Annotated in this window: 30 protein-coding genes; 16 read left to right on the top strand and 14 right to left on the bottom strand. The window is 72.6% G+C overall.

Features of this window, described 5'->3' with window-relative positions; all coding sequences use genetic code 11:
- Positions 1-129 precede the first annotated feature (129 nt).
- Positions 130-585: a hypothetical protein gene (locus ACWEJ6_RS05195; RefSeq protein WP_452421389.1), complete on the top strand. Its 456-nt coding sequence runs from the start codon at positions 130-132 to the stop codon at positions 583-585.
- A gap of 113 nt (positions 586-698) precedes the next feature.
- Here the strand turns inward: ACWEJ6_RS05195 and ACWEJ6_RS05190 are convergent, their stop codons facing one another.
- Positions 699-3,944 carry an efflux RND transporter permease subunit gene (locus ACWEJ6_RS05190; protein WP_452421387.1) on the bottom strand — a complete coding sequence of 1,082 codons (3,246 nt, stop codon included), beginning with the start codon at positions 3,942-3,944 and terminating at the stop codon, positions 699-701.
- A gap of 97 nt (positions 3,945-4,041) precedes the next feature.
- Here ACWEJ6_RS05190 and ACWEJ6_RS05185 point away from each other — a divergent pair, with 97 nt between their 5' ends.
- A complete protein-coding gene (locus tag ACWEJ6_RS05185; protein WP_452421385.1) occupies positions 4,042-4,494 on the top strand; it encodes a MarR family winged helix-turn-helix transcriptional regulator in 453 nt (150 codons plus the stop codon).
- 72 nt (positions 4,495-4,566) lie between these two features.
- On the opposite strand, the gene ACWEJ6_RS05180 is transcribed toward ACWEJ6_RS05185, so the two are convergent.
- Positions 4,567-6,864, bottom strand: coding sequence for a HelD family protein (locus tag ACWEJ6_RS05180; RefSeq protein WP_452421383.1), 2,298 nt, complete (start codon positions 6,862-6,864; stop codon positions 4,567-4,569).
- 139 nt (positions 6,865-7,003) lie between these two features.
- Here ACWEJ6_RS05180 and ACWEJ6_RS05175 point away from each other — a divergent pair, with 139 nt between their 5' ends.
- Positions 7,004-7,765 carry an SDR family NAD(P)-dependent oxidoreductase gene (locus ACWEJ6_RS05175; protein WP_452421381.1) on the top strand — a complete coding sequence of 254 codons (762 nt, stop codon included), beginning with the start codon at positions 7,004-7,006 and terminating at the stop codon, positions 7,763-7,765.
- A 40-nt stretch (positions 7,766-7,805) separates the two neighbouring features.
- Here ACWEJ6_RS05175 and ACWEJ6_RS05170 read toward each other — a convergent pair whose 3' ends face one another.
- Both ACWEJ6_RS05170 and ACWEJ6_RS05165 read right to left on the bottom strand, forming a co-directional pair.
- Entirely contained in the window at positions 7,806-8,384 is a 579-nt protein-coding gene (locus ACWEJ6_RS05170; protein WP_452421379.1) for a CGNR zinc finger domain-containing protein, read from the bottom strand.
- Positions 8,385-8,420: 36 nt separating this feature from the next.
- Positions 8,421-8,762 carry a VOC family protein gene (locus ACWEJ6_RS05165; protein ID WP_452421377.1) on the bottom strand — a complete coding sequence of 114 codons (342 nt, stop codon included), beginning with the start codon at positions 8,760-8,762 and terminating at the stop codon, positions 8,421-8,423.
- Between the two features lie 65 nt (positions 8,763-8,827).
- Here ACWEJ6_RS05165 and ACWEJ6_RS05160 point away from each other — a divergent pair, with 65 nt between their 5' ends.
- Positions 8,828-9,163 carry an ArsR/SmtB family transcription factor gene (locus ACWEJ6_RS05160; RefSeq protein WP_452421981.1) on the top strand — a complete coding sequence of 112 codons (336 nt, stop codon included), beginning with the start codon at positions 8,828-8,830 and terminating at the stop codon, positions 9,161-9,163.
- Positions 9,160-9,585, top strand: a complete 426-nt coding sequence (locus ACWEJ6_RS05155) for an SRPBCC domain-containing protein (RefSeq protein ID WP_387675327.1) — start codon at positions 9,160-9,162, stop codon at positions 9,583-9,585. The genes ACWEJ6_RS05160 and ACWEJ6_RS05155 overlap by 4 nt, the downstream gene beginning before the upstream one ends.
- 13 nt (positions 9,586-9,598) lie before the next feature.
- Here the strand turns inward: ACWEJ6_RS05155 and ACWEJ6_RS05150 are convergent, their stop codons facing one another.
- The 3 genes from ACWEJ6_RS05150 to ACWEJ6_RS05140 form a co-directional block, all read right to left on the bottom strand.
- Entirely contained in the window at positions 9,599-9,811 is a 213-nt protein-coding gene (locus ACWEJ6_RS05150; RefSeq protein ID WP_352328267.1) for a hypothetical protein, read from the bottom strand.
- Positions 9,812-9,850: 39 nt separating this feature from the next.
- Positions 9,851-10,459: a LysE family translocator gene (locus tag ACWEJ6_RS05145; protein ID WP_452421375.1), complete on the bottom strand. Its 609-nt coding sequence runs from the start codon at positions 10,457-10,459 to the stop codon at positions 9,851-9,853.
- Positions 10,460-10,538: 79 nt separating this feature from the next.
- Positions 10,539-11,510, bottom strand: coding sequence for a helix-turn-helix transcriptional regulator (locus ACWEJ6_RS05140; protein WP_387675333.1), 972 nt, complete (start codon positions 11,508-11,510; stop codon positions 10,539-10,541).
- A 44-nt stretch (positions 11,511-11,554) separates the two neighbouring features.
- On the opposite strand from ACWEJ6_RS05140, the gene ACWEJ6_RS05135 reads away from it, so the two are divergent.
- Both ACWEJ6_RS05135 and ACWEJ6_RS05130 read left to right on the top strand, forming a co-directional pair.
- Positions 11,555-12,307: a DeoR/GlpR family DNA-binding transcription regulator gene (locus ACWEJ6_RS05135; RefSeq protein WP_387675335.1), complete on the top strand. Its 753-nt coding sequence runs from the start codon at positions 11,555-11,557 to the stop codon at positions 12,305-12,307.
- Positions 12,304-13,425 (top strand): MFS transporter, encoded by a 1,122-nt coding sequence (locus ACWEJ6_RS05130; protein WP_452421372.1) that lies wholly within the window; start codon positions 12,304-12,306, stop codon positions 13,423-13,425. Before ACWEJ6_RS05135 ends, ACWEJ6_RS05130 begins: the two co-directional genes overlap by 4 nt.
- Positions 13,426-13,457: 32 nt before the next feature.
- Here the strand turns inward: ACWEJ6_RS05130 and ACWEJ6_RS05125 are convergent, their stop codons facing one another.
- Positions 13,458-14,219 carry a sulfite exporter TauE/SafE family protein gene (locus ACWEJ6_RS05125; RefSeq protein WP_452421370.1) on the bottom strand — a complete coding sequence of 254 codons (762 nt, stop codon included), beginning with the start codon at positions 14,217-14,219 and terminating at the stop codon, positions 13,458-13,460.
- Between the two features lie 148 nt (positions 14,220-14,367).
- Complete coding sequence (locus tag ACWEJ6_RS05120; protein WP_452421368.1) at positions 14,368-15,405, bottom strand: FAD-dependent monooxygenase; 1,038 nt, start codon at positions 15,403-15,405, stop codon at positions 14,368-14,370.
- Positions 15,406-15,485: 80 nt separating this feature from the next.
- Here ACWEJ6_RS05120 and ACWEJ6_RS05115 point away from each other — a divergent pair, with 80 nt between their 5' ends.
- Positions 15,486-16,073, top strand: coding sequence for a TetR/AcrR family transcriptional regulator (locus ACWEJ6_RS05115; protein WP_452421366.1), 588 nt, complete (start codon positions 15,486-15,488; stop codon positions 16,071-16,073).
- Positions 16,074-16,114: 41 nt separating this feature from the next.
- Complete coding sequence (locus tag ACWEJ6_RS05110) at positions 16,115-16,543, top strand: MarR family winged helix-turn-helix transcriptional regulator (RefSeq protein WP_452421364.1); 429 nt, start codon at positions 16,115-16,117, stop codon at positions 16,541-16,543.
- Between the two features lie 53 nt (positions 16,544-16,596).
- Here the strand turns inward: ACWEJ6_RS05110 and ACWEJ6_RS05105 are convergent, their stop codons facing one another.
- A complete protein-coding gene (locus ACWEJ6_RS05105; protein ID WP_452421362.1) occupies positions 16,597-16,773 on the bottom strand; it encodes a hypothetical protein in 177 nt (58 codons plus the stop codon).
- A gap of 222 nt (positions 16,774-16,995) precedes the next feature.
- Between ACWEJ6_RS05105 and ACWEJ6_RS05100 the strand changes: the two genes are divergently transcribed.
- Positions 16,996-17,475 (top strand): hypothetical protein, encoded by a 480-nt coding sequence (locus tag ACWEJ6_RS05100; RefSeq protein ID WP_452421361.1) that lies wholly within the window; start codon positions 16,996-16,998, stop codon positions 17,473-17,475.
- A gap of 2 nt (positions 17,476-17,477) precedes the next feature.
- Complete coding sequence (locus ACWEJ6_RS05095) at positions 17,478-17,744, top strand: DUF3817 domain-containing protein (protein ID WP_387675354.1); 267 nt, start codon at positions 17,478-17,480, stop codon at positions 17,742-17,744.
- A 373-nt stretch (positions 17,745-18,117) separates the two neighbouring features.
- On the opposite strand, the gene ACWEJ6_RS05090 is transcribed toward ACWEJ6_RS05095, so the two are convergent.
- Together ACWEJ6_RS05090 and ACWEJ6_RS05085 are read right to left on the bottom strand one after the other, a co-directional pair.
- Positions 18,118-18,735, bottom strand: coding sequence for an ATP-dependent Clp protease proteolytic subunit (locus tag ACWEJ6_RS05090; protein WP_452421358.1), 618 nt, complete (start codon positions 18,733-18,735; stop codon positions 18,118-18,120).
- 2 nt (positions 18,736-18,737) lie between these two features.
- Positions 18,738-19,301: a ClpP family protease gene (locus ACWEJ6_RS05085; protein WP_352328091.1), complete on the bottom strand. Its 564-nt coding sequence runs from the start codon at positions 19,299-19,301 to the stop codon at positions 18,738-18,740.
- 144 nt (positions 19,302-19,445) lie between these two features.
- Here ACWEJ6_RS05085 and ACWEJ6_RS05080 point away from each other — a divergent pair, with 144 nt between their 5' ends.
- Both ACWEJ6_RS05080 and ACWEJ6_RS05075 read left to right on the top strand, forming a co-directional pair.
- A complete protein-coding gene (locus tag ACWEJ6_RS05080; protein ID WP_452421356.1) occupies positions 19,446-20,753 on the top strand; it encodes a sensor histidine kinase in 1,308 nt (435 codons plus the stop codon).
- A 157-nt stretch (positions 20,754-20,910) separates the two neighbouring features.
- The gene (locus ACWEJ6_RS05075; RefSeq protein ID WP_452421354.1) at positions 20,911-21,549 is read left to right on the top strand and encodes a response regulator; all 639 of its coding nucleotides are present in this window, start codon (positions 20,911-20,913) and stop codon (positions 21,547-21,549) included.
- Here the strand turns inward: ACWEJ6_RS05075 and ACWEJ6_RS05070 are convergent.
- Together ACWEJ6_RS05070 and ACWEJ6_RS05065 are read right to left on the bottom strand one after the other, a co-directional pair.
- Complete coding sequence (locus ACWEJ6_RS05070; RefSeq protein WP_452421352.1) at positions 21,519-22,391, bottom strand: DUF2268 domain-containing protein; 873 nt, start codon at positions 22,389-22,391, stop codon at positions 21,519-21,521. The two genes, ACWEJ6_RS05075 and ACWEJ6_RS05070, sit on opposite strands and share 31 nt — an antisense overlap.
- Positions 22,392-22,434: 43 nt before the next feature.
- Positions 22,435-23,196: a hypothetical protein gene (locus tag ACWEJ6_RS05065; protein WP_358286614.1), complete on the bottom strand. Its 762-nt coding sequence runs from the start codon at positions 23,194-23,196 to the stop codon at positions 22,435-22,437.
- A gap of 55 nt (positions 23,197-23,251) precedes the next feature.
- On the opposite strand from ACWEJ6_RS05065, the gene ACWEJ6_RS05060 reads away from it, so the two are divergent.
- Genes ACWEJ6_RS05060 through ACWEJ6_RS05050 form a run of 3 tightly spaced genes read left to right on the top strand, consistent with a single transcriptional unit; the run spans position 23,252 to position 26,126 of the window.
- Positions 23,252-24,253, top strand: coding sequence for an AAA family ATPase (locus ACWEJ6_RS05060; protein WP_364337256.1), 1,002 nt, complete (start codon positions 23,252-23,254; stop codon positions 24,251-24,253).
- Positions 24,250-25,182, top strand: a complete 933-nt coding sequence (locus ACWEJ6_RS05055; protein WP_352350747.1) for a DUF58 domain-containing protein — start codon at positions 24,250-24,252, stop codon at positions 25,180-25,182. Before ACWEJ6_RS05060 ends, ACWEJ6_RS05055 begins: the two co-directional genes overlap by 4 nt.
- Complete coding sequence (locus ACWEJ6_RS05050; protein WP_387675369.1) at positions 25,179-26,126, top strand: VWA domain-containing protein; 948 nt, start codon at positions 25,179-25,181, stop codon at positions 26,124-26,126. The genes ACWEJ6_RS05055 and ACWEJ6_RS05050 overlap by 4 nt, the downstream gene beginning before the upstream one ends.
- Positions 26,127-26,133: the final 7 nt, after the last annotated feature.

Raw genomic sequence — 26,133 nt, 5'->3', positions numbered from 1 at the left:
TAACCACCACAGCCCAGCCCGCTGTGGACCAAATGAACACGTTGCCGCCCGCAGACCACACAAATTACATATGAAGCACCTGGCCCCCGCGCCAGAAACACCGAATTCCCGCAACGAAAGGAACGGCGCATGCCCCATGCCGACGGAACACACCGCGACCGCCGCAATCTCCTCCGCCGGGCGGCAGCAGTGCTCAGCACGCTCCTGATGAGCGCCTGTCTCGTGGCCGGCGCCACGACCCCCGCGCACGCCGCCGGCGGCTGCGCCGACAGGTCGCAGAACGGCTGGACCATCCGGCTCTGCGCCAGCAAGAACGGGCTCGACCTGATCTCCGACATGTACGTCATCGCCAAGGGACAGACCGGCAACGGCTGCAGAGGCGAAGGCCACGCCACCTCATCCGGCCAGCCGATGGGATACCTCGACCTCACCGGCTGCGCCAACATCGCCGTCAACGCCCACTACGTCATCGCCTCACAATGGGCGGTCGGCGGCGCGCAGGTCACCACCCGCGCGGTCATCTTCGAGAGCCTCTCCCCCTTCCGCACCCTGTTCGACCAGAGCGCCTCCTTCACCGACGTCTGACGGCCCCACCCCGAACGGCCGGATGCCCGGCGCGAGGTGAGAAACCTCGCACCGGGCATCCACGACCCCACCCGGCCCCGGCGCCGCATGAGGTCGGCGCCGGGGTGCTCCGCTCACGACGTCGGCGTGAGGACCTTGGCCTCGTGCTTGGGCGCGGACGGCTTGCGCCCCATCCGCTCCTTCACCCGCTCCACCACCGTGTACAACGTCGGAACCAGCACCAGCGTCAGAAGCGTCGAGGACACCAGGCCGCCGATCACCACGATCGCCAGCGGCTGCGAGATGAACCCGCCCGAACCGGTCACCCCCAGCGCCATCGGCGTCAGCGCGCAGATCGTGGCCACCGCCGTCATCAGGATCGGCCGCAACCTGCGCCGGCCGCCCTCGATCACCGCCTCGACCACGCCCAGCCCCTGATCCCGGTACTGGTTGATCAGGTCGATCAGCACGATCGCGTTCGTCACCACGATGCCGATCAGCATCAGCATGCCGATCAACGCCGGCACGCCCATCGCCGTGTCGGTCGCCACCAGCAGACCCACCGCGCCGGTCGCCGCGAACGGGATCGACACCAGCAGGATCAGCGGCTGGACGAAGCTCCGGAACGTCGCCACCATGATCATGAACACGATCGCGATCGCCGCCAGCATCGCCATGCCCAGGTCGGAGAACGCGTCCGCCTGGTCGGCCGAGGCGCCGCCGATCTTGTACCGGGCGCCGGCGCCCAGCGCCACCGACTTCATCGTCGTCGTCAGCTCCTGGGTGACCGTGCCCAGGTCCGACGCCTCCACCTTGCCCGACACCGTCGCAGAACGCTCACCGTCGATCCTGGTCACCTGCGTCGGACCGGCCACCTGCTCCACCTTGGCCACCGACGACAACTTCACCAGCCCCGCCGCCGTCGGCAGCTTCAGGTCCTCGATCGCCTTGACGTCCTCGGGCGCGTCACCGCCGCGCAGCACCAGGTCGCTGCTGCGGCCGTCCAGGGTGATCTGGCCCAGCGGCGCGCCGCGGAACGCCTGCGCCACCGCCTGACCGACCTGCCCCTCCGACAGCCCCTTGGCCGCCGCCTTCTCCCGGTCCACCGCGACCTCGATGCGCGGCGCGCTGGCCTCCAGGTTCGACGACAGGTCACGCAGACCCTTCACCTGGCCCATCGCGCCCTTGACCGCCTCGGTCGCCGTGCGCAGCGACTCGGCGTCGGGCGCCTGCACGATCACGCTCACCGTGTCGGAGGAGAACCCGCCCCCGCCGGCGCCGCCGACCGTCACCTCACCGACCCCGGACAGACCGGTGATCTTCTCGCGGAGCTGCCGCTCCACCGTCGCCGGCTCGGCGCCGTCCTTGACCGTCACCGAGAACGACGCCCGGTCCGCGCCACCGCCCACGCCGCCCTGCATGGCGTTGCCGCCACCCACGTTGACCTGGTACGTCTCCACACCGGCCAGCCCCGACAGCACGCCCTCGACCTTCTTGGCCGCCTTGTCCGTCGTGGCCAGATCGGTGCCCACCGGCATCTTCTGCGTCAGCGAGATCGTGTTCTGCCCGGAGGAGTCCAGGAAGTTCGTCCGCAGACCGCCCGCCAGGCCCATCGTCCCGACGAACACCGCCACCCCGATCAGCACCGTCACCAGCTTGAACCGCGTGGCGAACCGCAGCACCGGCAGGTACGCCCGCTGCAACGGGCTGCGCAGCTCCTTGGCCTCGGCCTCCTCACGCTGGGCCCGCGCCTGCTCCGGCGACAACGACGGCGCCTTGAGGAACCAGTACGCCAGCACCGGCACCACCGTCAGCGACACCACCAGCGAGGCCAGCAACGCCACCGCCACCGTCACCGCGAACGGCCGGAACAACTCCCCGACCATGCCGCCCACGATCGCGATCGGCGCGAACACCGCCACCGTCGTCAGCGTCGAGGCCGTCACCGCCCCCGACACCTCCCGCACCGCGGTCAGGATCGCCTGCAGCTTGGCCTCGCCGTAACCCAGATGGCGCTTGATGTTCTCCAGCACCACGATCGAGTCGTCGACCACCCGGCCCACCGCGATCGTCAGCGCGCCCAGCGTCAGCATGTTGAGCGAGTAGTCACCCGCCCACAGCGCCAGCAGCGCGATCACCACCGACAGCGGGATCGACACCGCCGTCACCAGCGTCGAACGCACCGACAGCAGGAACACCAGGATGACCAGCACCGCGAACGCCAGCCCCAGCAGGCCCTCGGTGGTCAGGTTCTCGATCGACTCCTCCACGTACGGCGCCTGGTCGAACACCACCGACACCTGCGTGTCGGAGGAGTCGCCCAGCGACCGCGTCAGCTCCGGCAGCTTCTCGCGGATCTCGTGGGAGATCGTCACCGCGTTGCCGTCGGGCGTCATCGTCACCGACACGCCGAGGCTCGTCTTGCCGTCGGTACGGGTGATCGTCGAGGCGTCGGCCAGGCCGCGCCTGATCTCGGCCACGTCACCGAGCTTGACCGGCTTGAGCGGCTTGGGCCGCGCCACCTGCTGCGGCAGCGCCGCCCGGCCCGTCTGGGCCGGCTGCCCGGCCTGCGGACGGCCCTGCGCCTGCCCCGGCGTCTGGGCCGGGGACTGGGTCGGGGACTGGGCCTGCTGCTGGGCGGGCTGCGCGGGGGTCAGGTACAGGTTCTTCAGCTTCTCCAGCGAGTCGACCCGCGACCCCACCTGCACGGTCAGCGACCTGCCGTCGGCGGTCAGCGACCCGGCCGGGATCGGCGTGCCGTTCGCCTTGAGCACCTCGGGGATCTGCGCCGCCGACACCCCGGCCAGCGCCATCTTCTTGACGTCCGGCTCGATCGTGACGACCTCGTCACGAGTGCCGGTGACCGTCGCCTCGCGCACCCCCTCCACGCTCTGCAACTCCGGCACCATGATCCGGCGCAGCTTGTCGGCCATCGCCCGCTCGTCGCCGCCGTCGCCCACCGCCAGCACCAGCACCGGGATGTCGTCGGTGTTGCCCGCCACCACCTGCGGATCGACGCCCTGCGGGAGCGTGATCCTGGCGACGGCCTGCTGCATCTTGTTCAGCGAGGCCTCGATGTCGGTGCCGTACTCGAAGGCCACCTGGATCTGGGCCATGCCCTCCTTCGACGTGGAGGTCATCTGCTCCATGCCGGGGATCCCCTGGAAGGAGTCCTCGATCGGCTTCGTCACCTGGTCTTCGACGATCTCCGGCGAGGCGCCGGGGAAGGGCGCGATGACGAACGCGCCCGGGAACGCCAACGACGGCAGGAGCTGCTGCTTCAACTGCGGAATCGTGAACGCGCCGAACGCGGTGATCACGACCGCCACCAAGATCACAAGACTGCGGTTGACCAGACTCAACCGGGCGAAAGCGGTCATAGGCTCCCCTCCAAAGTTCGCCCCAGACTAACACTTTGCCTTATACGAATATTTAGCCTGATCCAGCTTTCCTGATAACCTTCTCAGGAAGCGAGAGGTGAGCGTGAGCGACGACCGCGAAGACCTGATCCGCCGGATCACCGAGACACAGCGCGACCTGGGAAGACTGTTCACCCAGCAACAGTCCCCCCTGTTCAGCTCCAACCTCACCATCCGGCAGCTCCGCGTCGTCATGCAGCTGTCGACGCACGGCTCGGCCTCGGGCCAGGACCTCGCCCACACCCTCGGCGTCAGCCTCGCCACCGTCACCGGCATCGTCGACCGCCTGGTCGCCCAGGGCCTGGTCAGCCGGCACGAAGACCCCAACGACCGCCGGGTGCGCCGGGTCGAGCTCACCCCCGCCGGCGCCACCCTGATCGCCGAGATCAACGACGCGGGCCTCAGACACTACAAGCGCATCATGTCCCACCTCGACACCGAGACCCTGCGCGCCCTCGACCACGCCACCCGCCGCATCCGCGAAGTCGCGGACAAGCTCTACAACGAATGACCCGCCGGGGGCGCTCCCGATCGTTGCCGCTTTTTCGATGAATTACGGGTGATCGTCACCAGCCCAGCGGCTTTACATTGTAGATCTCAAGCGGGACAACATCGACGGCAGCTCGCCCTCATGGGCCACCGTCAGCCGCCGCGTCGCCCGCGTCACCGCCACGTACAGGTCGTGGCCGCCCATCGGCGACTGCTCCAGGATCCCCGCCGGATCGACCACCACCACCCCGTCGAACTCCAGGCCCTTGGCCTGCGTCACCGTCAGCACCACCACCGGCGCGTCCAGGTCCGCCGACCCCGGGAACAGGGCCGCCACCCGTGCGTGCAGCCCGTCGGGGGTGATGACCCCCAACCGGCCGCCCTCGCCCCGCGCGCCCAGCTCGGCCCGCTCCGCCGCCACCAGCGCCGGCAGCTCGGCCACCGCCGCCCGCACCGCGCGCGGCTCGTCGCCGCCGTCCCGCACCGACTCCGGCGGCTCCTGCCCCGGCGCCACCGCCGCCAGCACGTCGGCCGCCACCCGCATGATCTCCACCGGCGTGCGGTAGTTGACCAGCAGCCGCTCCTCCCGCCAGCGCCCCTCCAGGTACGGATCGAGCACCTGCGCCCACGAGCGCGCCCCCGCCGCCGACCCCGTCTGGGCCAGGTCGCCCACCACGGTCAGCGACCGCGCCGGGACCCGCCGCACCACCGTCCGCCAGGCCATCGGCGACAACTCCTGCGCCTCGTCCACGATCACGTGCCCGTACGCCCACGTGCGGTCGGCCGCCGCCCGCTCGGCCGTCGTCAGCCCCGCGCCGTCGTCGGCCTGCCGCTCGGCCAGCACGTCGGCCCGGTCGAAGACGCCCTCCTCCAGCAGGCCGGTGGTCTCCAGCACCTCGCGCGCGTACAGCTCCTGCCCGGCCCACTCCTCCCCCGCCCGCCGCGCCGCCACCCGGTCGGCCGAGTCGTCGTGGCCCAGCAGCTCGGCCGCCTCGTCCAGCAGCGGCACGTCGCCGACCGTCCACGGCGACTCGCGGGGCCGCACCAGCGGCGTCCAGTCCAGGCCCGGCGGGCACACCGACCACAACGTGTCCGGCGCGGACAGCAGATCGGCGACCAGCTCCTGCGGCGTCAGCTCCGGCCACAGCTCGGCCACCGCGCGCCGCACCGGCTCCTCCCCCCACAGCCGCTCGGCCGCCAGCGCGATGTCCGTCTCGTCCAGGTCGCCCTCCAGGTCCAGCGGCTCGGCCAGCTCCGGGTCGTCGACCGCCAGCTCCTCCAGGTGCAGCGACTCCTCCAGCGCCCGCGCCTCCGCCCTGGCCAGCTCCTTCAGCAGCTCGGTGACGTACAGCTTGCGGGCCATGTTGTGCGGCAGGCGCACCGCCCGCGCCCGATCGCGCAGCCGCACGCACACCGCGTGCGGCACACGCAGCCGCAGCCCGTCGAGCTCCACCTCCAGATCGCCCGCGGGCACCCGCTGACGGTCGGCCACCGCCGCGGCCACCACCTCGGCCATCCGCAGGTCGCCCTTGACCACCGCGGCCGCCGGCGGATCGGCCGCCACCGCCCGCACCCCCGGGAACAGCTCGCCCACCGTGGCCATCACCACCTGCGTCTCCCCCAGCGCCGGCAGCACCTGCCCGATGTAGCGCAGGAACATCGGGTTGGGACCCACCACCAGCACCCCGCGCCGCTCCAGCGTGTCGCGGTGGGTGTAGAGCAGGTAGGCGGCCCGGTGCAGCGCCGCGACGGTCTTGCCGGTGCCCGGCCCGCCCTGCACCACCAGCGCCCCCTGCAGGCCCGCCCTGATCACCCGGTCCTGCTCGATCTGGATCGTGGCCACCACGTCGCCCATCCGGCCAGTACGGCCGCGCCGCAACGCCGCCAGCAGCGCCGCCTCGCCCACCAGCGTGCGCCGGTCGCCGTCGGACATGCCGTCCAGGTCGAACACCTCGTCGTCGATGCCGACCACCGTGCGGTCCTTCAGGTGCAGATGGCGGCGCCGCACCAGGCCGCCCGGGTCGGTGGCGGTGGCCACGTAGAACGGGCGCGCGGCCGGGGCCCGCCAGTCGATCAGCACCGACTCGTGGTCCTCGTCGCGCAGCCCGATCCGGCCGACGTACGTGCTGACGCCGCCGGAGTCGTCGATCCGGCCGAAGCACAGGCCGCGCTCGACCGCGTTGAGCTGGGCCAGCCGCCGCGCCTGCTCGGAGGCGGTCACCTCGCGCTCGAACCGCGCCTGCCGGGTGCCCAGCGCGCCGCCGCCGGCGTACACCTGGCGCAGCGTCGCCTGCGCCCGCTCCCTGGCCGCGTCGAGCCTGGCGTACAGCCACCGGACCGTACGCTGCTCGCTGTCAAGGGCTTCCGCGAGACCATCTTGACGATTAGCCATTCCCTGCTATACTCCTTTACGGGAGCTCTGTGGAGCCGCTTCTCGTATTGTCGAGCTCACGAGCCTAGCCCTCCTTCGCCGTTCCGGCAACCGACGCCGCCCGTCCGCGTTCCCGCGGCTGGTGCTAGCTTGAGCGGTCGTGTCGGACTATCTACGCGACCTGTTCTCCCTGCACGGCCGCCGCGCGCTCGTCACCGGCGGCAGCTCCGGCATCGGCCTGGCCATGGCCGAGGCGATCGGCCGGGCCGGAGCCGAGGTCGTCCTCGCCGCCCGCAGGCCCGCCGAGCTCGACCGGGCCGCCGAGCGGCTGCGCGCCCACGGCGTCACCACCTCCGCCGTCAGCGCCGACCTGCACGACCGGGACGACCTGGCCCGCCTGTGCGCCGCCGCCGGAGAGATCGACATCCTGGTCAACGCCGCCGGCAACAACATCCGCAAGCCCATGGCCGAGCTCACCCCCGGCGACTACGAGCAGACCATCGCCGTGCACCTGACCGCCCCCTACCTGCTCGGCCAGCACTTCGGCCCCCGCATGGCGGCCCGCGGCCGGGGCCGCATCATCAACGTCGGCTCCCAGCAGTCCATCAGCGCCTTCGGCGACAGCGGCGTGTACGGCGCGGCCAAGGCCGCCGTCGCCGGTCTCACCCGCTCGCAGGCCGAGGCGTGGTCGGCCCACGGCGTCTGCGTCAACACGATCATCCCCGGATTCGTGCTCACCCCGCTGACCGAGCCCGCCCAGGCCGTCCCCGGCCGCGTCGAGGAGCTGGCCGCCCGGCACATGACCGGCCGCAACGGCGTGCCCGCCGACTTCGCGGGCGCGGCGGTGTTCCTGGCGGGGGACGCCTCGGCGTTCGTCACCGGCCAGCTGCTCTTCGTCGACGGCGGCTTCTCCGTGCACTGACGGCTGCGGTTGCCCCGGCCCCGCGCCTTTACGTTGTAGATCAGATGCGCCGGCGGGCGCGGTAGGCGCTGGCCTTGGCGCGGTTCTGGCACGACAGGCCGCAGAACCGGCGCGAGGCGTTGCGGGTGGCGTCGAAGAAGACCAGCTCGCACGCCGCCGCCTCGCACGTGCGCAGCCGCACCCCCTGGCCGACGCCGATCACCATGGCCAGCGCGGTGGCCGTGTCGGCCGCCCACGCGTCCACCAGGCCGGCGGCGGGCCCGTGGAAGGCCAGGACCGGCGGGTCGCCGTGCAGGTTGGGCACCGCGCCGTGCCGCAGCAGGGCCCGGTTCAGCGCGGCCGGCGCGGCGGGGCTCGCGGTGAAGGCGGGCCGCAGCTCCTCGGCCACCCCGGCCAGCCGGTCGGCGTCGGCGCCGGTCAGCGCCCTGCTGGGGGTCCATCCATGCTGGACGAAGGCGGCGTCGAGGGCGGCGCGCCGGTCGGCCGGCGGCCCGGCGGGACGACCACGCACCTGGGTGACGGCCAGTTCGTTGACCAGCAGCACGGCCAGATCCACCCACCTACCGACATAACTGTCTATCTGGGACTGGCCGGTGATGCGCCACACGTCTGTCGTCACTGGCGAAGCCTACCTAGACAGTGAGGTCGGCGAGGGTCACTCGAAGCCGGGGGCGGGCTGCCACAGGCTGATCTCGGTGCCCTGGTCGTCGGTGCAGGAGCAGCCGCGGCCGGACTTGCTCTCGTACACCTCGCCCGTCGTGCCGCCGAGCTCGCGCACCCGCTCGACGGCGGCGTCGATGTCCTCGACGTGGTAGTAGAGGTTGGGCTGCGCGGACCGGCCGCCGGCGCGCAGGCCCATCGGCACGTCGGTGTTGGTGACGTGCAGGTAGCGCTCGTGCTCGCGCCTGAACTCCCAGCCGAACAGCGGCCCGTAGAAGCCCGCCGCCCGTTCCAGGTCCTCGACCGACAGGGTGTAGTAACCCAGCTGGACACTCATGCACGTCTCCCCGCAACAATTGCCGTTATCGTTAAGCATCAACACCATAACGGAAGCAGGCAAAGATTAACAACGACGTTAACAATCTGGACGCCACGCTGGCCGCCCTCGCCGACCCCACCCGGCGCAAGGTGATCGACCTGCTGCGCGAGGGCCCGCGCCCGGCCGGCGAGCTGGCCCAGGCGGTGCGGATGAGCGCCCCCGCGCTCAGCAGGCACCTGCGCGTGTTGCGGGCCGGCGGCCTGGTGCGGGCGGAGGCGGGCGGCGACGACGCCCGGCTGCGGCTCTACACCCTGCGCCAGGAGCCGTTCGCGGCGCTGCAGGCGTGGCTGGACCAGGTGCAGGCGTTCTGGGCCGAGCAGCTCGGCTCGTTCAAGGACCACGTGGAGCGCGGGCGGTGAACGCCGTGCGGGCGGCGGTCGTCGTGCCGGTCGATCCGGCGACCGCGTTCCGGATGTTCACCGACGAGATCGACCAGTGGTACGTGCGCGGCCGCCACAGCTGGGTCGACCCCGCCCGCGCGGTGGCCATCCGCTTCCAGGACGGCTACCTGCGCGAGCTGTGGGACGACGGCGGCCACGCCGACCTGGGCCGGATCGTGCACTGGGAGCCGCCCCGCCGCCTGGTCTGGGCCGACCTGCTCAACCCGGGCGGCCGGATGGAGATCGAGGTGGCCTTCACCGCGGTCGAGGACGGCACGCGGGTGCTGCTCGAACACCGCGGCCTGGACACCTTGCCGCCGGACGTGGCCGGTCGCATCCGCCGCGGCTACTCCTGGAACATCGTGCTGGGCTGGTTCGCCGCCCGATGGACCCGGGCGTGATACGCGGGCGTGATCAGCGGCGGCCGTACTTCTTGTGCACGGCCTGCTTGCTGACGCCGATCGCGTCGGCGATCTGCGCCCAGGGCAGGCCCGCCACCCTGGCCCGGCGCACCTGGACGGCCTCCAGGCGCTCGATCTCGCGCCGCAGCGCGGTGGTGGCGTGCAGGGCCAGCAGCGGATCGTCGTCCTGCGCCTGCCTCATCAGGGACGCCAGGTCGTTGGTCATGCCCTAACGGTAGTCCACGATCTCCCGCCGCTCAGCGGGTCATCGCGCGTCCAGGACCAGGCGGACGCCGAGGCCGATGAGCACGACGCCGGAGATCTGCTCCAGGCGGCGCCTGACGGCAGGGCGGCCGAGGAAGTCCTTGGCCCTGGCGACGGTCCAGATGAGCAGGCCGTACCAGACGGTGTCCACCAGCACCCAGACGACGGCGAGGGTCACCAGCGTCAGCGGCACGTTCTGCCCGACCGGCACGAACGGCGGCAGGAAGGACATCGCGAACACCGCGGCCTTGGGATTGGCCAGGCACGTGCCGAGCCCCGACAGGTAGGACCCGCGCAGCCCGGCCACCGCCTCGGCCTCCACCGGCGGGGTGCCCCGGCGCGCGTTCCACAGCGCCTGCGCGCCCATCACCACCAGCACGACCGCGCCCGTGACGCGCATGACGTCGTAGGCGACCTGCGAGGCCACCAGCAGCGCCGACAGCCCGAACGCGGCGGCCAGCCCCCACAGCAGGATGCCGGTCTCGTTGCCGAGCGCGGCGGCCAGGCCGGAGCCGCGGGAGCGGAGCGTCTGACGCAGGATGACGGCGGTGCTCACGCCGGGAACCATGGCCACCAGGAAGCACGCGCCGACGAAAGCCAGAAGGTACATGCTGGGCATGCTGACAGAGAAAGCGGCCTGTTTCTCGCGATTTATCCTGGGTTCTCGCGATTTATCAGGGCACGTTGATCTAGAGGTACAGCTTGCCGAGGCCGGCCACCGCCTCGGCCATCAGCGCCCGCAGCTCGGCCGGCTCCAGCACCTCGACGTCGGCGCCCATGCGCAGCAGCAGCCAGCGCGCGTGGGTGAGCGACTCGACCGGCACGGTGAGCGTGCGCCAGCCCTCGGGGTCGGGCTCGCCCGCCGCGGCCAGCGCCGCGGCGACCACGTCGGACCCCATCGTGTACGCCAGCAGGTCCTCCCGGCCGGGCGCCAGCCTGATGACGGCCTCGGCGGTGTACATGCGCTCGCGGAACTCCTTGGCGTACGCCCGCCAGAACGCCGCCAGCTCGAACCCCTCCGGCCTGCGGAACCGGCCCGGGAGCTGCTCGACGGTGAGGATGCGCGAGACCCGGTAGGTGCGCGGAGAGCCCTCGGGCGGGGCGGCGACCAGGTACCAGGAGCCGCCCTTGAGCACCAGCCCGTACGGGTGGATCACCCGGTCGACCTCCCGCTGCCCCCATCGGCGGTAGGTCATGTGCAGCGGCCGCTGGTCCCACACCGCTTCGGCCACGTCGCTCAGGTGCGGCACGTCGTCGGCCGAGCGGTACCAGCCGGGCACGTCCAGCAGGAAACGCTCGCGCATGCGCGAGGCGTGCGAGCGCGGCTCGGGCGGCAGCGCGGCCAGCAGTTTCAGCTCCGCGGTCGCCGCGACGTCGGCCAGCCCCAGCTCGGCGGCCGGTCCCGGCAGCCCGGCCAGGAACAGCGAGGACGCCTCCTCGGCCGTCAGCCCGGTCAGGCGGGTGCGGTAGCCGTCCAGGAGCTGGTAGCCGCCCGCCGGCCCGCGGTCGGCGTAGACCGGGACGCCGGCCGCCGACAGGGCCTCGACGTCCCGGTAGACCGTGCGGATCGACACCTCCAGCTCGGCGGCCAGCTCGGGCGCGGTCATCCGGCCCCGCGTCTGCAACAGCAGGAGGAGGGAGAGCAGGCGGCTGGCACGCATATCCGTCATTGTATTGCGCACATTTTCGGTGTTTGTATGAACAGATGGAACGTTTGACCGCCATCATGAACGCCCTGCGCGCCCAGGACAGCGTCTCGGTGACCGAGCTCGCCGAGCGGCACGGCGTGTCGGAGATGACCATCCGGCGCGACCTGGACGAGCTGGCCCAGCAGGGCGTGGTCCGCCGGGTCAGGGGCGGGGCGCTGTCCCTGCTGCTGCGCGGCGAGGAGCCGCCGTTCGGGGTGCGCGAGCGGGAGGCGGTGGAGGCCAAGCGGCGCATCGGCGTCCAGGTCGCGGCGCTGATCGCCGACGGGGAGGCGGTCGTCCTGGACGGGGGCACCACCGTGCTGGAGGTGGCCCGCGCCCTGGCCGGGCGGCGGCTGACCGTGCTGCCGCTGGCGTTGCAGGCCGTCTCGCTGCTGGCCGCCGCGCCGCGGGTGCGCCTGGTGCTGCCCGGCGGCGAGGTCCGCAAGGGCGAGCTGAACGTCACCGGCCCGCTCGCCGAGAGCTCGATCGCGGCGCTGCGCTTCGACACCGCGGTGATCGGTTGCTGCGGCCTGTCGGCCGAGCACGGCCTGACCGCGCACGACCTGCCCGAGGTCGCGGTCAAACGGGCGGCCATCGCCGCCGCCCGGCGGGTGATCGTGGCCTGCGACTCGGGCAAGTTCTCCCGTACGGCCTTCGGCGCGGTCTGCCCGATCTCCCGCCTGGACGTCGTGGTGACCGACGAGGGCGTGCCGCCCGAGCAGCGTGACGCGCTCCTCGCGGCAGGGGTGGACGTCAAGGAGGCCGGGTGAGACGCGAACGGACGGCCGTCCACCTGCTGTTCTTCCTGGCCGGCCTGGCCATCGGCACCTGGACGGCCCGCATCCCCGCCATCAAGGAGGCCCTCGGGCTCGACGCGGGACGGCTCAGCCTGGCGCTGCTGGCCATCGCCGCGGGCGCCGTCGCGGGCATGACGACCGTCGGCCGCCTGGTGGACCGGTACGGCAGCAGCCGCGTCATGATCCCGGCGGCCCTGTCGCAGGGCGTGGTGCTGGTGCCGCCCGCCTTCACCCCGAACCTGGGCGCGCTGGCCGCCGCGCTGCTGGTCTTCGGGATCGTCCACGGCGTCCTGGACGTGTCCATGAACGCCAACGCCGTCGAGGTGGAACGCGCCTGCCGGCGGCCGGTGATGTCGTCCTTCCACGCCGTCTACAGCGTCGGCGGGTTCGCCGGGGCCACCACGGGCGGGCTGTTCGCGCAGGCCGGGCTGCCGCCGTCGGTGACGTTCGGGTGCGTGGGGGCGGTGATCGCCGTGCTGGCGGTGTGGGCCCGGCGGTGGGCGCTGCGCTCGACGCCCGCTCCCCTGCCGGCCGGCGGCTCGGGGTCCGGACGGCCCAAGGGCATCCTGTTCCTCGGCGTGCTGGCCTTCTGCTGCCTGGTGGGCGAGGGGGCGGCGGCCGACTGGAGCTCGGTCTACCTGCGCGAGAACCTGGCCTCCTCGGCGGGGTTCGCCGCCGCCGGGTACGCCGCGTTCTCGATCGCGATGACCGCGGGGCGGCTGGCGGGCGACCGGCTGGCCGCCCGGTTCGGGCCGGTGGCGCTGGTGCGGTGCTGCGGGCTGCTGGCGGCGGCGGGGCTCGGGCTGGCGCTGCTCGGCGGGGGGCCGGTGGCCGGGGTGGTGGGGTTCGGCTGCTTCGGGGCGGGGTTGTCATGCATCGTGCCGCAGGTGTTCTCGGCCGCCGGGCATCGGGATCCGGCCTTCGCCGGGCGGGCGCTGGCGCGGGTGGCGTCCGTGGGGTACCTGGGGTTCCTGTCGGGGCCGGTGATCATCGGGGCGGTGGCCCAGCTCGCCGGGTTGCCGCGGGCGCTGGCCGTACCGGCGCTGATGGCGGCCTTCGTCGCCCTGACGGCCCCCGCCCTGCGGTCTTAGGCGTCCGATCGCGGGCGGCGGCGTGCCGGGGATCAGCCGAACTGCTGCCAGCCGAGCCTGATCACCATCGCCACCACCACGCACAACAGCACGACCCGGACGAACGCCGTGCCGCGCCTGATCGCCATCCTGGCGCCGAGCTGGGCGCCGGCCACGTTGCACAGCGCCATGCCGAGCCCGAGCGCCCACTGCACGTGGCCCTGCAGCCCGAACACCGCCAGCGCCCCGAGGTTGGTGCCCACGTTGATGATCTTCGCCGAGGCGGAGGCGGCGACGAAGTCCAGGCCGAGGATGGTGGTGAAGGCGATGATGAGGAACGTGCCGGTGCCCGGCCCCATGATGCCGTCGTAGAAGGCGATGCCCACGCCCGCCGCGGCCACCGCCGCCACCACCCGGCCGTCGGTCCGCAGGTGCGGCTGCGGCAGGGCGCCCATCGAAGGGCGCAACGTGACGAACGCCGCCACGCCGAGCAGCACCACCATCACGACCGGGCGCAACACGTCGGCCGAGATCGCCGCCGCCGCCCACGCGCCCAGTCCGGCGCTCACCACGGCCAGCGCCGCGCCCGGTAACGCCACCTGACGGTCGATCTTGGTGGAGCGCGCGTACGCCATGGCGGCCGAGGCCGTGCCGAACACCGAGGAGAACTTGTTGGTCGCCATGGCCTGGACGGGCGGCATGCCGGTCATCAGCAACGCCGGCAGCTGCACCAGCCCGCCGCCGCCCACGACGGCGTCGACCCATCCGGCGCCTGCCGCGGCCGCCAGCAACACCACAACCTGCTCCAGCGGCACGCCGCTCCCCCACTCCCCCAGGAAACGCCCAGAAGACTACAGCCCCCCTCCAACCACCCACCGCAGGCCACCCCTCACCCCGGCCCCCACCCCCGCGCCGTCCCCCCGGTGCCCCCACCCCCGCCCCTCGCGTGCTCCAGTCGTGCGGTCAGGCGGCGAGGAGGCGGAGCAGGAGGTTGCGGGGGCCCTGCAGGTGGTGCCCGGCCAGGCGGGTCATGAGGCGCGACATGGTGACCACGCGTTGCGCGGGCCTCCTGCGCGAGGCGTCGTAGCGACGCAGCGCGGACGCCACATCCCCGGCCTCCCGCAGGCAGGTGGTGAGGGTGTCGGCGTCCAGGAGGGCCTGGCAGGCGCCCTGGCCGAGCGAGGGCGTCATGGCGTGCGCCGCGTCCCCCACCAGGACCGCGTTGCCGCCGGCGAACGAGCGCAGGCGCGGCCGCAGGTCGTGGATCTCGTGGCGGAGCACGTTCTTCTCGTCGGCCTCGGCCAGGACGCGGGTGACGGCGGTGTGCCAGCCGGCGAAGCGGGCGCGCAGCGCGTCCAGGGATTCGCGGTGCCCCTCGGGGGTGGCGACGGCGGCGTACCAGTTGGTCACGCCGGGCTCCTGCGGCGTGACGCCGAACACCTGACCGGCCCCCCACGTCTCGCCATGGACGGGCGGCTCGAACGCGGCGACGCCCCGCCAGGCCACGATGCCGGTGTAGCGCGGCCGGGCCGTGGTGTCGAAGAACGCCCGGCGGACCGTGCTGCGCAGCCCGTCGGCCCCCACGACCAGGTCGTACCGGCTGCGCAGGGCCGCGGGGTCGGTGATGTCCGCGGCGGTCCGGACGGTCGCCGCGCCGGCGGCATCGAGCAGCATCTCCATCAGCGACACCCTGGACAGCATCAGCACGGGCCTGCCCTCCTTGCGTTCGATGCGCTCAAGGGGGAGGTCGGCCAGCCGGCGGCCGTCCGGCGTCAGGATCTGCGCCGAACGGTAGGGCACCGTACGGCGCCGCAGCTCCGCCCCCAGCCCGAGCCGGTCGAGGGCGGACTGGGCGGCCGGACGCATGCCCAGGGCCGTGCCCTCCGGACGGATCTCGGGCCAGCGTTCGAGCACGGTCACCTCCCAGCCGGCCCTCCGCAGGCCGACGGCCGTCGCAAGACCGCCGATCCCGGCGCCGACGATCACCGCGGACCCCTTCATGGCGACACCTCCCTGTTCCCGTTCACCACAACTGTGGTACCACTGTTGTGGTGGTCAAGGCAACTGCGAGGATGGAGGCCATGGCGGAGAACCGGAACCGGCGCGACCAGCTGCGCGACGCCGCGATCGAGGTGCTGGCCCAGGAGGGCGGCAGGGGCCTGACCCACCGGGCGATCGACCGCGCGGCCGGCCTGCCGGAGGGCACGGCCAAGAACTACTTCGCCACCCGCGACGCCCTCCTGCGGGCCGCCGCCGAACGTTGCGTCGAGCGCTACTGGGCCGACCTCCAAGCGGCTCCGGCCGAGAAGATCCGAGGGCGCGACGGGCTGGCCGCGTTCCTGCGCCGCCTGGTCGACCACGCGGTCACGGCCAACAGGTCGCGGGTCCTGGCCTACCTCGAACTGCACGCCGAGGCCGCGCGCAGACCGGACCTGCGCGCGACCCTGGCCGAGCTCACCCGCGCCGACCTGGCCCTGCACCTGCGCGCCCACGAGGCGGCCGGCCTGCCGGCGACCCGGCGTACCGCCGCGACGGTCACGATGTGCCTCAACACGGCGCTGACCTACCTGCTCACCCAACCGGCCGAGACGCTGGCCGACTACGGCCTCGACGACCTCGACGCCTTCCTGCGCGACCTCCTGCACACCGTCTACCCGCCGCACGGGTGACCGGCGGGCGCCGCCACGGCCGGGTAGGCGAGACTGGACCGGTGACGATCGAGAACGGACCGCCCGTGTCGAGCACCTCCATCGTGGTGCTCACGCTGGCGCGGCGGGTCGAGACGGAGCTCTCCGCCGAGCTGGCGCCGCTTGAGCTGACGATCAGCCGCCTGGGACTACTGGGACACATCGCCGGGGTGCCCGGCGCGTCCTTCAGCGACCTGGCCCGCATGTCGGGCATCTCGGTGCAGAGCGTGCACGCGGCGGTCAAGGGGCTCGTCCAGGCGGGGCTGGTACGCGACCGTACGGCGCGGGCGGGGTCGGCCTCGACCATCGAGCTCACCCCCGAGGGGCACCGCCTCCTGCGGGAGGCCGCCCAGGCCATCACCAAGGTCGACGAACGCCTCTTCGGCCCCGACGCCGACCCGATCCAGCAACAGGTGGGCGAAGCGATCCGTACCGCCTTCCCCACCCCCTGACCTCTCGCCCCCCACCGCCCCGCCTCCACCCCTGCCCGTCCTCCGTCGCCGCTTCAGCGGTCGAGCCCCGCGACGGCCGCCAGCACCTGCTCGCGGGCGGCGGTCGCGGAGGTGACGCCAGTGAGCACGCAGGCGGCCAGCCCCTCGGCAGGGCCAGCGCCGTATCGGGACGGGTCAAGGATGGCGGGGATGCAGCCGGCCTGCTGGTCGCGGGTGACGTGGTCGGCCATTTGGTGGTGGAAGCCGGCATGCAAGCCGCGCAGATGGGCCGCAATGGCCTAGCAGGCGACGGCACGGGCACGGGCGAAGGCACGGGCACGGGCACGGGCACGGGCGAAGGCACGGGCACGGGCACGGGCACGGGGGCGCCGCAGTCCCGAATGACAGGGCGGCTTTCAGGGTGGCTGAAGGTTTCGCTAGGCTTCAGTCACCCTGAAGGTTGGAGGCGATCCATGAATCATGTCCTGTTGTCCATCCACGTGCTGGCGGGGATCGTGTTCGTCGGCGGTTCGGCGGTCGCGTCGAGCTTGTTCCCCCGTTACGCCCCCGTCGCATCCACGACGCCCATCACCACCGCCGGCTCCGGCAAGGCCGTCGGCGCGGAGCGCAGTGCCGCCGTAGCCGCTGTGCTGCACCGCATCACCGGCGGTTACGCCGCGTTCGGGTTGATCGTCCCGTTGGCCGGGATCGTGCTGGCCAGTGTGCAGGGACGGATGGGGCAGACCTGGATCATCGTGGCGATGATCCTCACCGCCGTCGCGGGCGCCCTGCTGGCCACCCAGATCCACCCCCGCCAGCGCCAGGCGCTCGACGCCCCCGACGACGGCCGCCGACTCCGTACGCTGACGATGCTCACCGGCATCTACAACCTGCTGTGGGCAGCCGTCGTCGTGCTCATGATCGTCCGTCCGGGCGAGCAGACGGGAGCCTGAGCGTGCTGACCCTGCGCATCGCCGCCGCCGCCGAGGCCGTCACGCTGGCGGTTCTGCTGACCAACCTGCTCACCGTGCACGCCAAGGCGATCACGACCTACGCCGGCCCGCTGCACGGCATGGCCTACCTCATCGTCATCGCCACGGTGGCCATGACACCCAGGGCGCAAAGCACGCCCGGGGCGCGCTGGAGCGCGTTCGTCCCCGGCGTCGGCGGACTGCTGGCCCTGCGACGCCTGCGCGCCGTACCGGACGGCCGGGAGGGATGATCCCGGGGCCCGGCCAGGGCCCCAAGCAGGCCAGCAGGCCAGGCCCCAAACAGGACGCCGATACCGCGGTCCAGGCAGATCCACGGCCGGGCGACCCGAAGGTCCCGGGCAGACCAGCCCGCAGGAGGCACAGGCTAACCAGCGGGCACGAGGCACAGGCAACCCAGCCCGCAGAGACCCGGGGAGACCAGCGACAGGCCAGCCCGCACGAGCCCAGGCAGACCTCCCGCAGGGCCCCGAGGACACCAGCGGGCAGGCCAGCCCCGGACAGACCAGCCCACACGAGCCCGCAGGCCAGCTCCAGGCAGACCAGCCCCAAGGGCTGCCGGGTCCCAGAGGGACCAGCGGGCTCGCACCAGGCCCGGGCGGTAGGTCAGTGGGCGGTGGCCAGGGTGCGTTTCCTGGAGGCGTAGATGTCGTCGATCAGCCGATAGCTGCGCGCCTGCTCGGCGGTGAAGATGCGGTCGCGCTCGATGTCCTTCCTGATCTCCAGCACCCCGCGCCCGGTGTGCCGGGCCAGGATCTCCTCCTGCTGGTCACGCATCCGCACGATCTCCCGGGCGTGGATCTCCAGGTCGCTCGACTGCCCCCGGCCGCCCTCCGTGGCCGGCTGGTGGAGCAGGACGCGTGCGTGCGGCAGGGCCGCCCGCTTGCCCGGCGTGCCCGCCGCGAGCAGGACGGCCGCCGCCGAGGACGCCTCCCCGATGCAGACCGTGTGGATCTCCGGCCGGACGAACTGCATCGTGTCGTAGATGGCCGTCATCGCCGTGAACGACCCGCCCGGCGAGTTGATGTACATGTTGATGTCCTGGTCGGGATCGAGCGACTCCAGCGTGAGGAGCTGGGCCATGACGTCGTTGGCCACCGTGTCGTCGATCGGGGCGCCGATGAACACCACCCGGTCCTCGAACAGCTTGTTGTACGGGTTCATCTCCCGCACCCCGTAGGAGGTGCGCTCGGTGAACGAGGGCAGCACGTAGCGACCGCTCATGGTCAGTTCATCCCTTCGGCGATGTGGTCCACGAACCCGTACTCCAGCGCCTCCTGGGCGGTGAACCACCGGTCGCGGTCGGAGTCGGCCTGGATGCGCTCGAGCGGCTGGCCGGTGTGGTGGGCGATGATCTCGGCCATCCTGCGCTTGGTGTAGAGCATGTTGTCGGCCTGGATCTGGATGTCGCTGGCCGAGCCGCCGATGCCGCCCAGCGGCTGGTGCATGACGATGCGGGCGTTGGGCAGGGCGTAACGCTTGCCCGGCGCCCCGGCGGTCAGCAGCAGCTGGCCCATGGAGGCGGCGAAGCCCATCGCCACCGTCGCCACGTCGCACGGGACGAACTGCATCATGTCGTAGAGCGCCATGCCGGCCGTCACGGAGCCGCCCGGCGAATTGATGTAGAGCGTTATGTCCCGATTGGGGTCTTCGGCTGCCAGCAAAAGCAGCTCACCGCAGAGCCGGTTGCAAATCTCGTCGTCGACCTCCTGGCCGAGCACCACGATGCGTTCCTTCAGCAGGCGCTGACTGAGCTGGTCAGGCCAGGCCGCGCGCTGGGTCTCCGTCATTGACGTCGCCTTTCTGCCGAAACTAATTCTGCGAAAAACGCTAGACCCGGCGACGGTGAATTCCGGCCTATTTTCGCTGGGGGCGCATTTCACTCAAGGCGCATTACTCCCAGCGCGAAAAAGTATCGACATACAATCCCGGATGTGAGAAGGAACCTCCCCCGCCGTTGGGCGTGCCTCATCCTGGGCGGGGCGCTGCTGATGCCGTACATGATGGCCGGGGTGCTGGTCGCCGGGTTGTGGCGCGGCGTGTCGCCCGACCTGCTGATGCCGATCCAGGTCGGGGTGTTCGTCGCGGTGCTGCCGGTGGTGGCGGTGACCGGGCTGTTCCTGCCGGTGCGCGCGCTGGAGGTGAACGCCGCCCAGGGGCTGCTCGGGGCCCGCGTGGAGACCCCGCCGCGGCAGGCCCGCCGGTCGTGGCAGGAGCGGCGGCGCACCGCCGCGTGGTTCACGCTGCATCTGGCGGTGGGCGGCGTGGTGAGCGGGTTCACGCTGGCGGTGGTGCCGTTCACGATGTTCACGATGGCGCTGCCGTTCATCGGGGAGCCGATGCCGGTGCTGGGCCTCACGGCCGAGCCGGGGTGGCCGTCCGTGCTGTGGGCGGCGGCGGGCGTGGGGGCGCTGGCGCTGCTGGTGGCGGGCGCGGCGGGCGCGGGCGCGCTGCTGGCCGCCCTGGCTCCCCCGCTGCTCGGCCCCACCCCCGCCGAGCGGCTGGCCGCCGCCGAAGATCATGCCCGTACGCTGGCCGAACGCAACCGGCTGGCTCGCGAGCTGCACGACTCGGTCGGACACGCGCTCAGCGTCGTCACCCTGCAGGCCGCCGCGGCCGGACGCGTCCTCGACCGCGACCCGGCCACCGCCAGAACCGCACTGGCGGCCATCGAGCAGTCCGCCCGCGCCGCACTGGAGGACCTCGACCACGTGCTCGGCGTCCTGCGCGAGGACGCACGCGCGGACACACGCGCGGACACACACGCGGACGGGCACGCGGACGGGCGCGACGATGCAGGCGAGGACAGGCGGGAGGGGCGCCGCGAGGGCCACCGGGAGAGCGGCGAGGACGGGCGGCGGGCGCCGCAGGCGACGTTGGCCGACCTCGCGGCGCTGGTGGCCGGCTCCGGCGCCGAGGTGCGGCAGGACGTGGGCGACCTGTCCGGCGTGCCCGCCGTCGTCTCCAGGGAGGCGTACCGCATCCTGCAGGAGGCGCTGACCAACGCGATCCGGCACGGCGGCGGCATGGTCCGGCTGGCCGCCGCCGTCCAGGGCGACGACCTGCGGCTGGAGGTCAGCAACGCCGGCGGAAGACACGGCGGAAGGCGCAGGCGGGGCGGCGGCCGGGGCGTGGACGGCATGCGCGAACGCGTACGCCTGCTCCGCGGCGACCTGCGCGCCGGCCCCGACGAGGACGGCTGGACGGTCGCGGTCCGCCTCCCCCTGCGCCCGACCCCATGACCCCCCACACCGCGGCCGCCCCCTCCGGGCAGCTCCCTCCCGAGACAGGCCCCCGCTGATCCCCTCCAGACAGCTCGCTCCCAGGACAGGCCCCCGCCGCCGTCAGCCCAGGACACCCCCGAACCCTCCCCACCCAGGTGCCGCTACGGTCAGGGGCATGACACTCAAGGTCGTGATCGCCGACGACGAGGACCTCATCCGCGCCGGGCTGCGCGTCATCATCGACGCCGAGCCCAGCCTGCGCGTGGTCGGCGAGGCCGGGGACGGCGCCGCGGTCCTGCCGGTCGTCCGCCGCGAGCGCCCCGACGTCGTGCTGATGGACGTCCGCATGCCCGCCATGGACGGCATCCAGGCCACCCGCCGCCTCGTGGCGCTCGACGACCCGCCCAAGGTCCTGGTCGTGACCACGTTCGAGAACGACGACCACGTCTACGACGCCCTGCGCGCCGGAGCGAGCGGCTTCCTGCTCAAACGCACCAGACCGGACGACCTGCTCCAGGCGATCAGGCTGGTGGCGGCCGGGGAGTCGCTGCTGTTCCCGGCCGCGATCCGCACCCTGGCCGGCCGCCGCCCGCGCGCCCACGTGCCGGGCATCGACCGGCTCACCGGCCGCGAGGGCGACGTGCTGCGGCTGATGACCAGGGGCATGTCCAACACCGAGATCGCCGCCGAGCTGGTCGTCAGCCAGGAGACCGTCAAGACGCACGTCGGCAACGTCCTGGCCAAGCTGGGCGCGCGCGACCGCACCCAGGCCGTGATCGCCGCCTACGAGTCCGGGTTCGTCTCCCCCGGCTGATCGAGCAGCTGCGCGGCCGGCAGCAGGGTGGCCTCGGCGGCGCTCAGGCCCTTCGCGGCCAGGGCGCGGTCCACCAGCCGCAGCCCCACCGCGTAACCCGCCATATCGGGGATGCCGCGGGGCTCCTGGCCGAAGCGCCGCATGGCGCTGTCGCCCAGCACGTACGCCGGGGTGTTCCCCATGCCCTCCAGGTCGAACGCGTCCATGATCAGCCCGTGGGCGCGTTCCAGCTCCTCCCCGGTCACCATCCGCGACCAGGGCCCCATGGCCTCCGGGCCGGACAGCTCCCGGACGAACGCCTCGGCCAGCCCCTCGGCCACCACATGCTCGCCCACGGTGACCTTCCGCGGGTCCCACTCGACGTTGGTGTAGCGCACGTTGTGGTGGAACTCGTGCACCGCGCAGTGCGCGATCCGGCCGACGACCTCCTCCGACGGCCAGCCCAGCAGGTACAGCCAGCCGGGCGAGCCGCCCATCCCGTAGTAGCCGCCGCTGATCTTCATCAGGTGCTCGTTGTCGGGGTCGCCGAGCACGAACATCACCTGCAGCGAGGGGGCCTGCCTGGCCTCCTTCAGCGCGTGGGAGGCGCGCTCCAGCTCCCTGCGCACCTGGCCGAGCACGTCGGCTTCGATCATGGCCCGGACGGCGGGCAGGTAACGGGCGTCCTCGGCGTCGACGCGGAAGCCGCCGCCCTGGTGGTGGATGTCGACGATGTCGCCGGGCATCGGGATCGCCGGCCGGATCGGCGCCAGCATCTCCCGCAGCGCCTCGGGCCGGTCGGCGAGCGGCCGGGCGAGCAGGTCCGCCATGGCCGTGAGCGTGTCGTGAACGATGAACTCCATGCGGCGGACGCTAAAGCCTCACGTAACGTGAGGCTCAAACGCATTAAAGCGGCGACTCGCCCAGTTCGTCGCCCGGCGACTGCCCCGGCGTGCCGGGACCGGTGCGCGTCGGCGACGGCGACTGCGACGGCGAGGGCTCCGGCACCGGCGTGGCGGGCGTGGGCGGCGGCGTGGGCACGAACACCGTCGGCGGGAGCTGCCGGGGCATCGGCTCGCTGTCGCGCCTGCCGAACAGCAGCAACAGCAGGATCGTCGTGACCAGCACCAGCAGCAGCGCCAGGGCCAGCGCGGCCAGCAGCACCCGCCGCCGCGTCTCGGTCAGCGGCAGCCGCCGCGCCAGCGGCCCCGGCAGCGCGGGCGCGCGGTCGGTCAGCCAGTACGGCACGAAGTCCGGCCCGTGCGCCTGCCCGATGAACGTCCCGCCCACCATGACCGGGTCCAGGAACCGTTCGGCCCCCGGCTGCCCCGGCGCGTACGGCACCGCCACCCACGGCGCCGGCCCGTCGTGCACGTCGAGCACCTCGGGCGTCCCGTCGAGCACCGAGGCGCGCGCCCGGCCGAGCCCCAGCCACCCGCGCCCGCCGGACCGCCCCGGCGCCTCCTTGATCGCGGTCAGGAACCGGTCGCGCGCCGCCGCGTCGAGGGCGGCGCCCCGGGTGAGCACGGCCAGCGACACCGCGCGCCCGTCGGGTCCCTGTCCCAGGTAGACGAACCCGGCCGGAGCCGTGTGCAGGCGGGCCTGCACGACGTAGCGCCCCAGCTGGGGCGGATCACCGTACTGCAGGGGACTTGCCACGTTTGCCATGAAAGCACAGACGTGGCGTCGTGCACGTTCGCGGCGCGTTTGGTGGAATGGCGTCATGAGCGTCGCCGAAGAGTTGCCAGGCGGAAACGACGCGGCGGTGCTGCGTCGAAGTCTCGACGAGGTCCGGCGTGTCATCGTGGGACAGGAGCACATGGTCGAGCGGCTGGTCGTGGCCCTGCTGGCCCGCGGTCACTGCCTGCTCGAAGGTGTGCCGGGAGTCGCCAAGACCCTCGCCGCCTCCACCCTGGCCACCGTCGTGGGCGGCACGTTCGCCCGGATCCAGTTCACCCCCGACCTCGTGCCGAGCGACATCGTCGGCACCCGCGTCTTCCACCCCTCCAACGAGAAGTTCGACGTCGAGCTGGGTCCGGTGTTCGTCAACTTCCTGCTGGCCGACGAGATCAACCGCGCCCCCGCCAAGGTGCAGTCCGCGCTGCTGGAGGTGATGGCCGAGCGCCAGGTCACGCTGGCCGGCGTCACGCATCCGCTGCCCAGGCCGTTCATCGTGCTGGCCACCCAGAACCCGATCGAGTCCGAGGGCGTCTACCCGCTGCCCGAGGTGCAGCGCGACCGTTTCCTGTTCCGCGTGCGGGTGCCGCACCCCAGCGCGCACGAGGAGCTGGAGATCCTCCACCGCATGAGCGTCACGCCGCCCGTGCCCGACCGCGTGCTCGACCCGGCCCGGCTGCTGGCCCTGCAGCAGGCCGCCGAGCAGGTCTCGGTGCACCAGCTCGTGGCCGACTACGTGGTGCGCCTGGTCATGTCCACCCGCGCGCCCGCCGACTACGGGCTGGGCGACCTGGCCGAGACGATCGAGATCGGCGTCAGCCCCCGCGCCACCCTCGGCCTGGTCTCGGCCGGGCGCGCGCTGGCCCTGCTGCGCGGCCGCGACTACCTGCTGCCCGACGACGTACGCGACGTGGCCGTCGACGTCATGTCCCACCGGCTCATGCTGACCTTCGACGCCCTGGCCGACGGCGTCGATCCCGAGCAGGTCGTCAAGCAGATCCTGCACGCCGTGCCGCCGCCCCTGGTCGTCTGGAACCAGAACCGTTGAACACCGCCGAGCAGGCGCTGCGACGGCTGGAGCTGACCGTCACGCGGCGGCTCGACGGCCTGCTGCACGGCGCCCACCAGGGGCTGCTGCCCGGCACCGGCAGCGAGACCGGCGACAGCCGCCTGTACGTGCCCGGCGAGGACGACGTGCGCCGCATGGACTGGGCCGTCACCGCCCGCACGACCGTCCCCCACGTCCGCGACCTGATCGCCGACCGCGAGCTGGAGACCTGGGCCCTGGCCGACCTGTCGGCCAGCATGGACTTCGGCACCGCCGACACCGACAAGCGCGACCTGGTCGTGGCCGCCGTCGGCGCGATCGGCTTCCTGTCCAGCCGCATGGGCGACCGGTTCGGCGCGCTGGTGCTGCACGAGGAGTACATCCACCGCATGCCCGCCCGTACCGGCCGCCCGGCCCTGTACGGGCTGCTCAACTCCCTCATGGACGCCCCGCGCGGCCGGGCCGTGCCCGACGCCCCCGACCTGGCCGAGGGCATCGACGTGCTGGCGGCCACCCGCCGCCGCAGGGGCCTGCGGCTGATCGTCTCCGACTTCCTCGACGACCGCCCCGAGCTCGACCCCGACGCCGAGCGCCCCTGGGAACGCCCGATCAGGCGGCTGGCCGCCCGCCACCAGGTGCTGGCCGTGGAGGTCATCGACCCGCGCGAGCTGGAGCTGCCGGACGTCGGCCGGGTGGCGTTCACCGATCCCGAGACCGGGAACGTACGTGAAGTGCACCTTTCTCCCAAAGTCCGGCAAGCATATGCGGAGGCCGCCGCCCTCCAGCGTGAGGGCACCCGGCTCGCCCTGCGCCGCGCCGGGATCGCCCACCTGGTGCTGCGGACCGACCGGGACTGGGTGTTCGACGTGGCGCAGTTCGTCCTGCGCCAGCGCCGCATGAGCCACCTCGCCCACCGGAGACCCGTATGACGTTTCTCGCGCCCGGCTGGTTGTGGCTGTTCGTGCTGGTGGCGCTGCTGGTGGCCGGATACGTCGTGGCGCAGTTCGCCCGCCGCCGCTACACCGTGCGCTTCACCAACCTGGCGCTGCTCAACCTCGTCGCCCCCGCCGGGCCGGGCTGGCGCCGGCACGTGCCTCCGGCGCTGTTCCTGGTCATGATGTCGTTCCTGGTGGTGGGCGCCGCCAAACCCGCCGACCAGGTACGCGTCCCCCGCGACCGCGCCACCATCATGATCGCCCTCGACGTCTCCCTGTCCATGGACGCCGGCGACGTCCAGCCCAACCGCATCAGCGCCGCCAAGGCCGCCGCCCAGGCGTTCGCCAGGGAGCTGCCTGACCGCTTCAACGTGGGCGTGGTCTCCTTCGCCCGCTCGGCCAACGTCGTCATCTCCCCCACCACCGACCACCAGGCCGTCGTCACCGCCATCGGCAACCTGACCACCCGGCCCGGCACCGCGATCGGCGAGGCCGTCTTCAACTCGCTCGACTCGGTGCGCTCCTTCGACCAGCAGGCCGCCACCGACCCGCCGCCCGCCGCGATCGTGCTGCTGTCCGACGGCGACAACACCTCGGGCCGGTCGGTGACCGAGGCCATCGAGGCCGCCCAGCAGGCCCACGTCCCGGTCTCCACCATCGCGTACGGCACCCAGGAGGGCACCGTCGACATCGACGGCAGGCCGGTGAACGTCCCGGTCAACAAGCAGACCCTGCAGTCGCTCTCCGACGGCACCAGCGGCCGGGCCTACGCCGCCGAGTCCGGCAGCGAACTGCGCGACGTCTACGAGCAGATCGGCACCTCCCTGGGGTTCAAGCTGGTCAGCCAGGAGATCACCCAGTGGTTCATCGTGGCCGCGATCGTGCTCGGGCTGCTGGTGGCCGGCGCCGCGGTCTTGTTCGGCACCCGCATCCCGTAACGTTTTC

The sequence above is a fragment of the Nonomuraea sp. NPDC004702 genome (assembly GCF_053601695.1).
The sequence above is the reverse complement of the archived record's forward strand: the minus strand, read 5'-3'. Positions and strand labels throughout refer to the sequence as shown.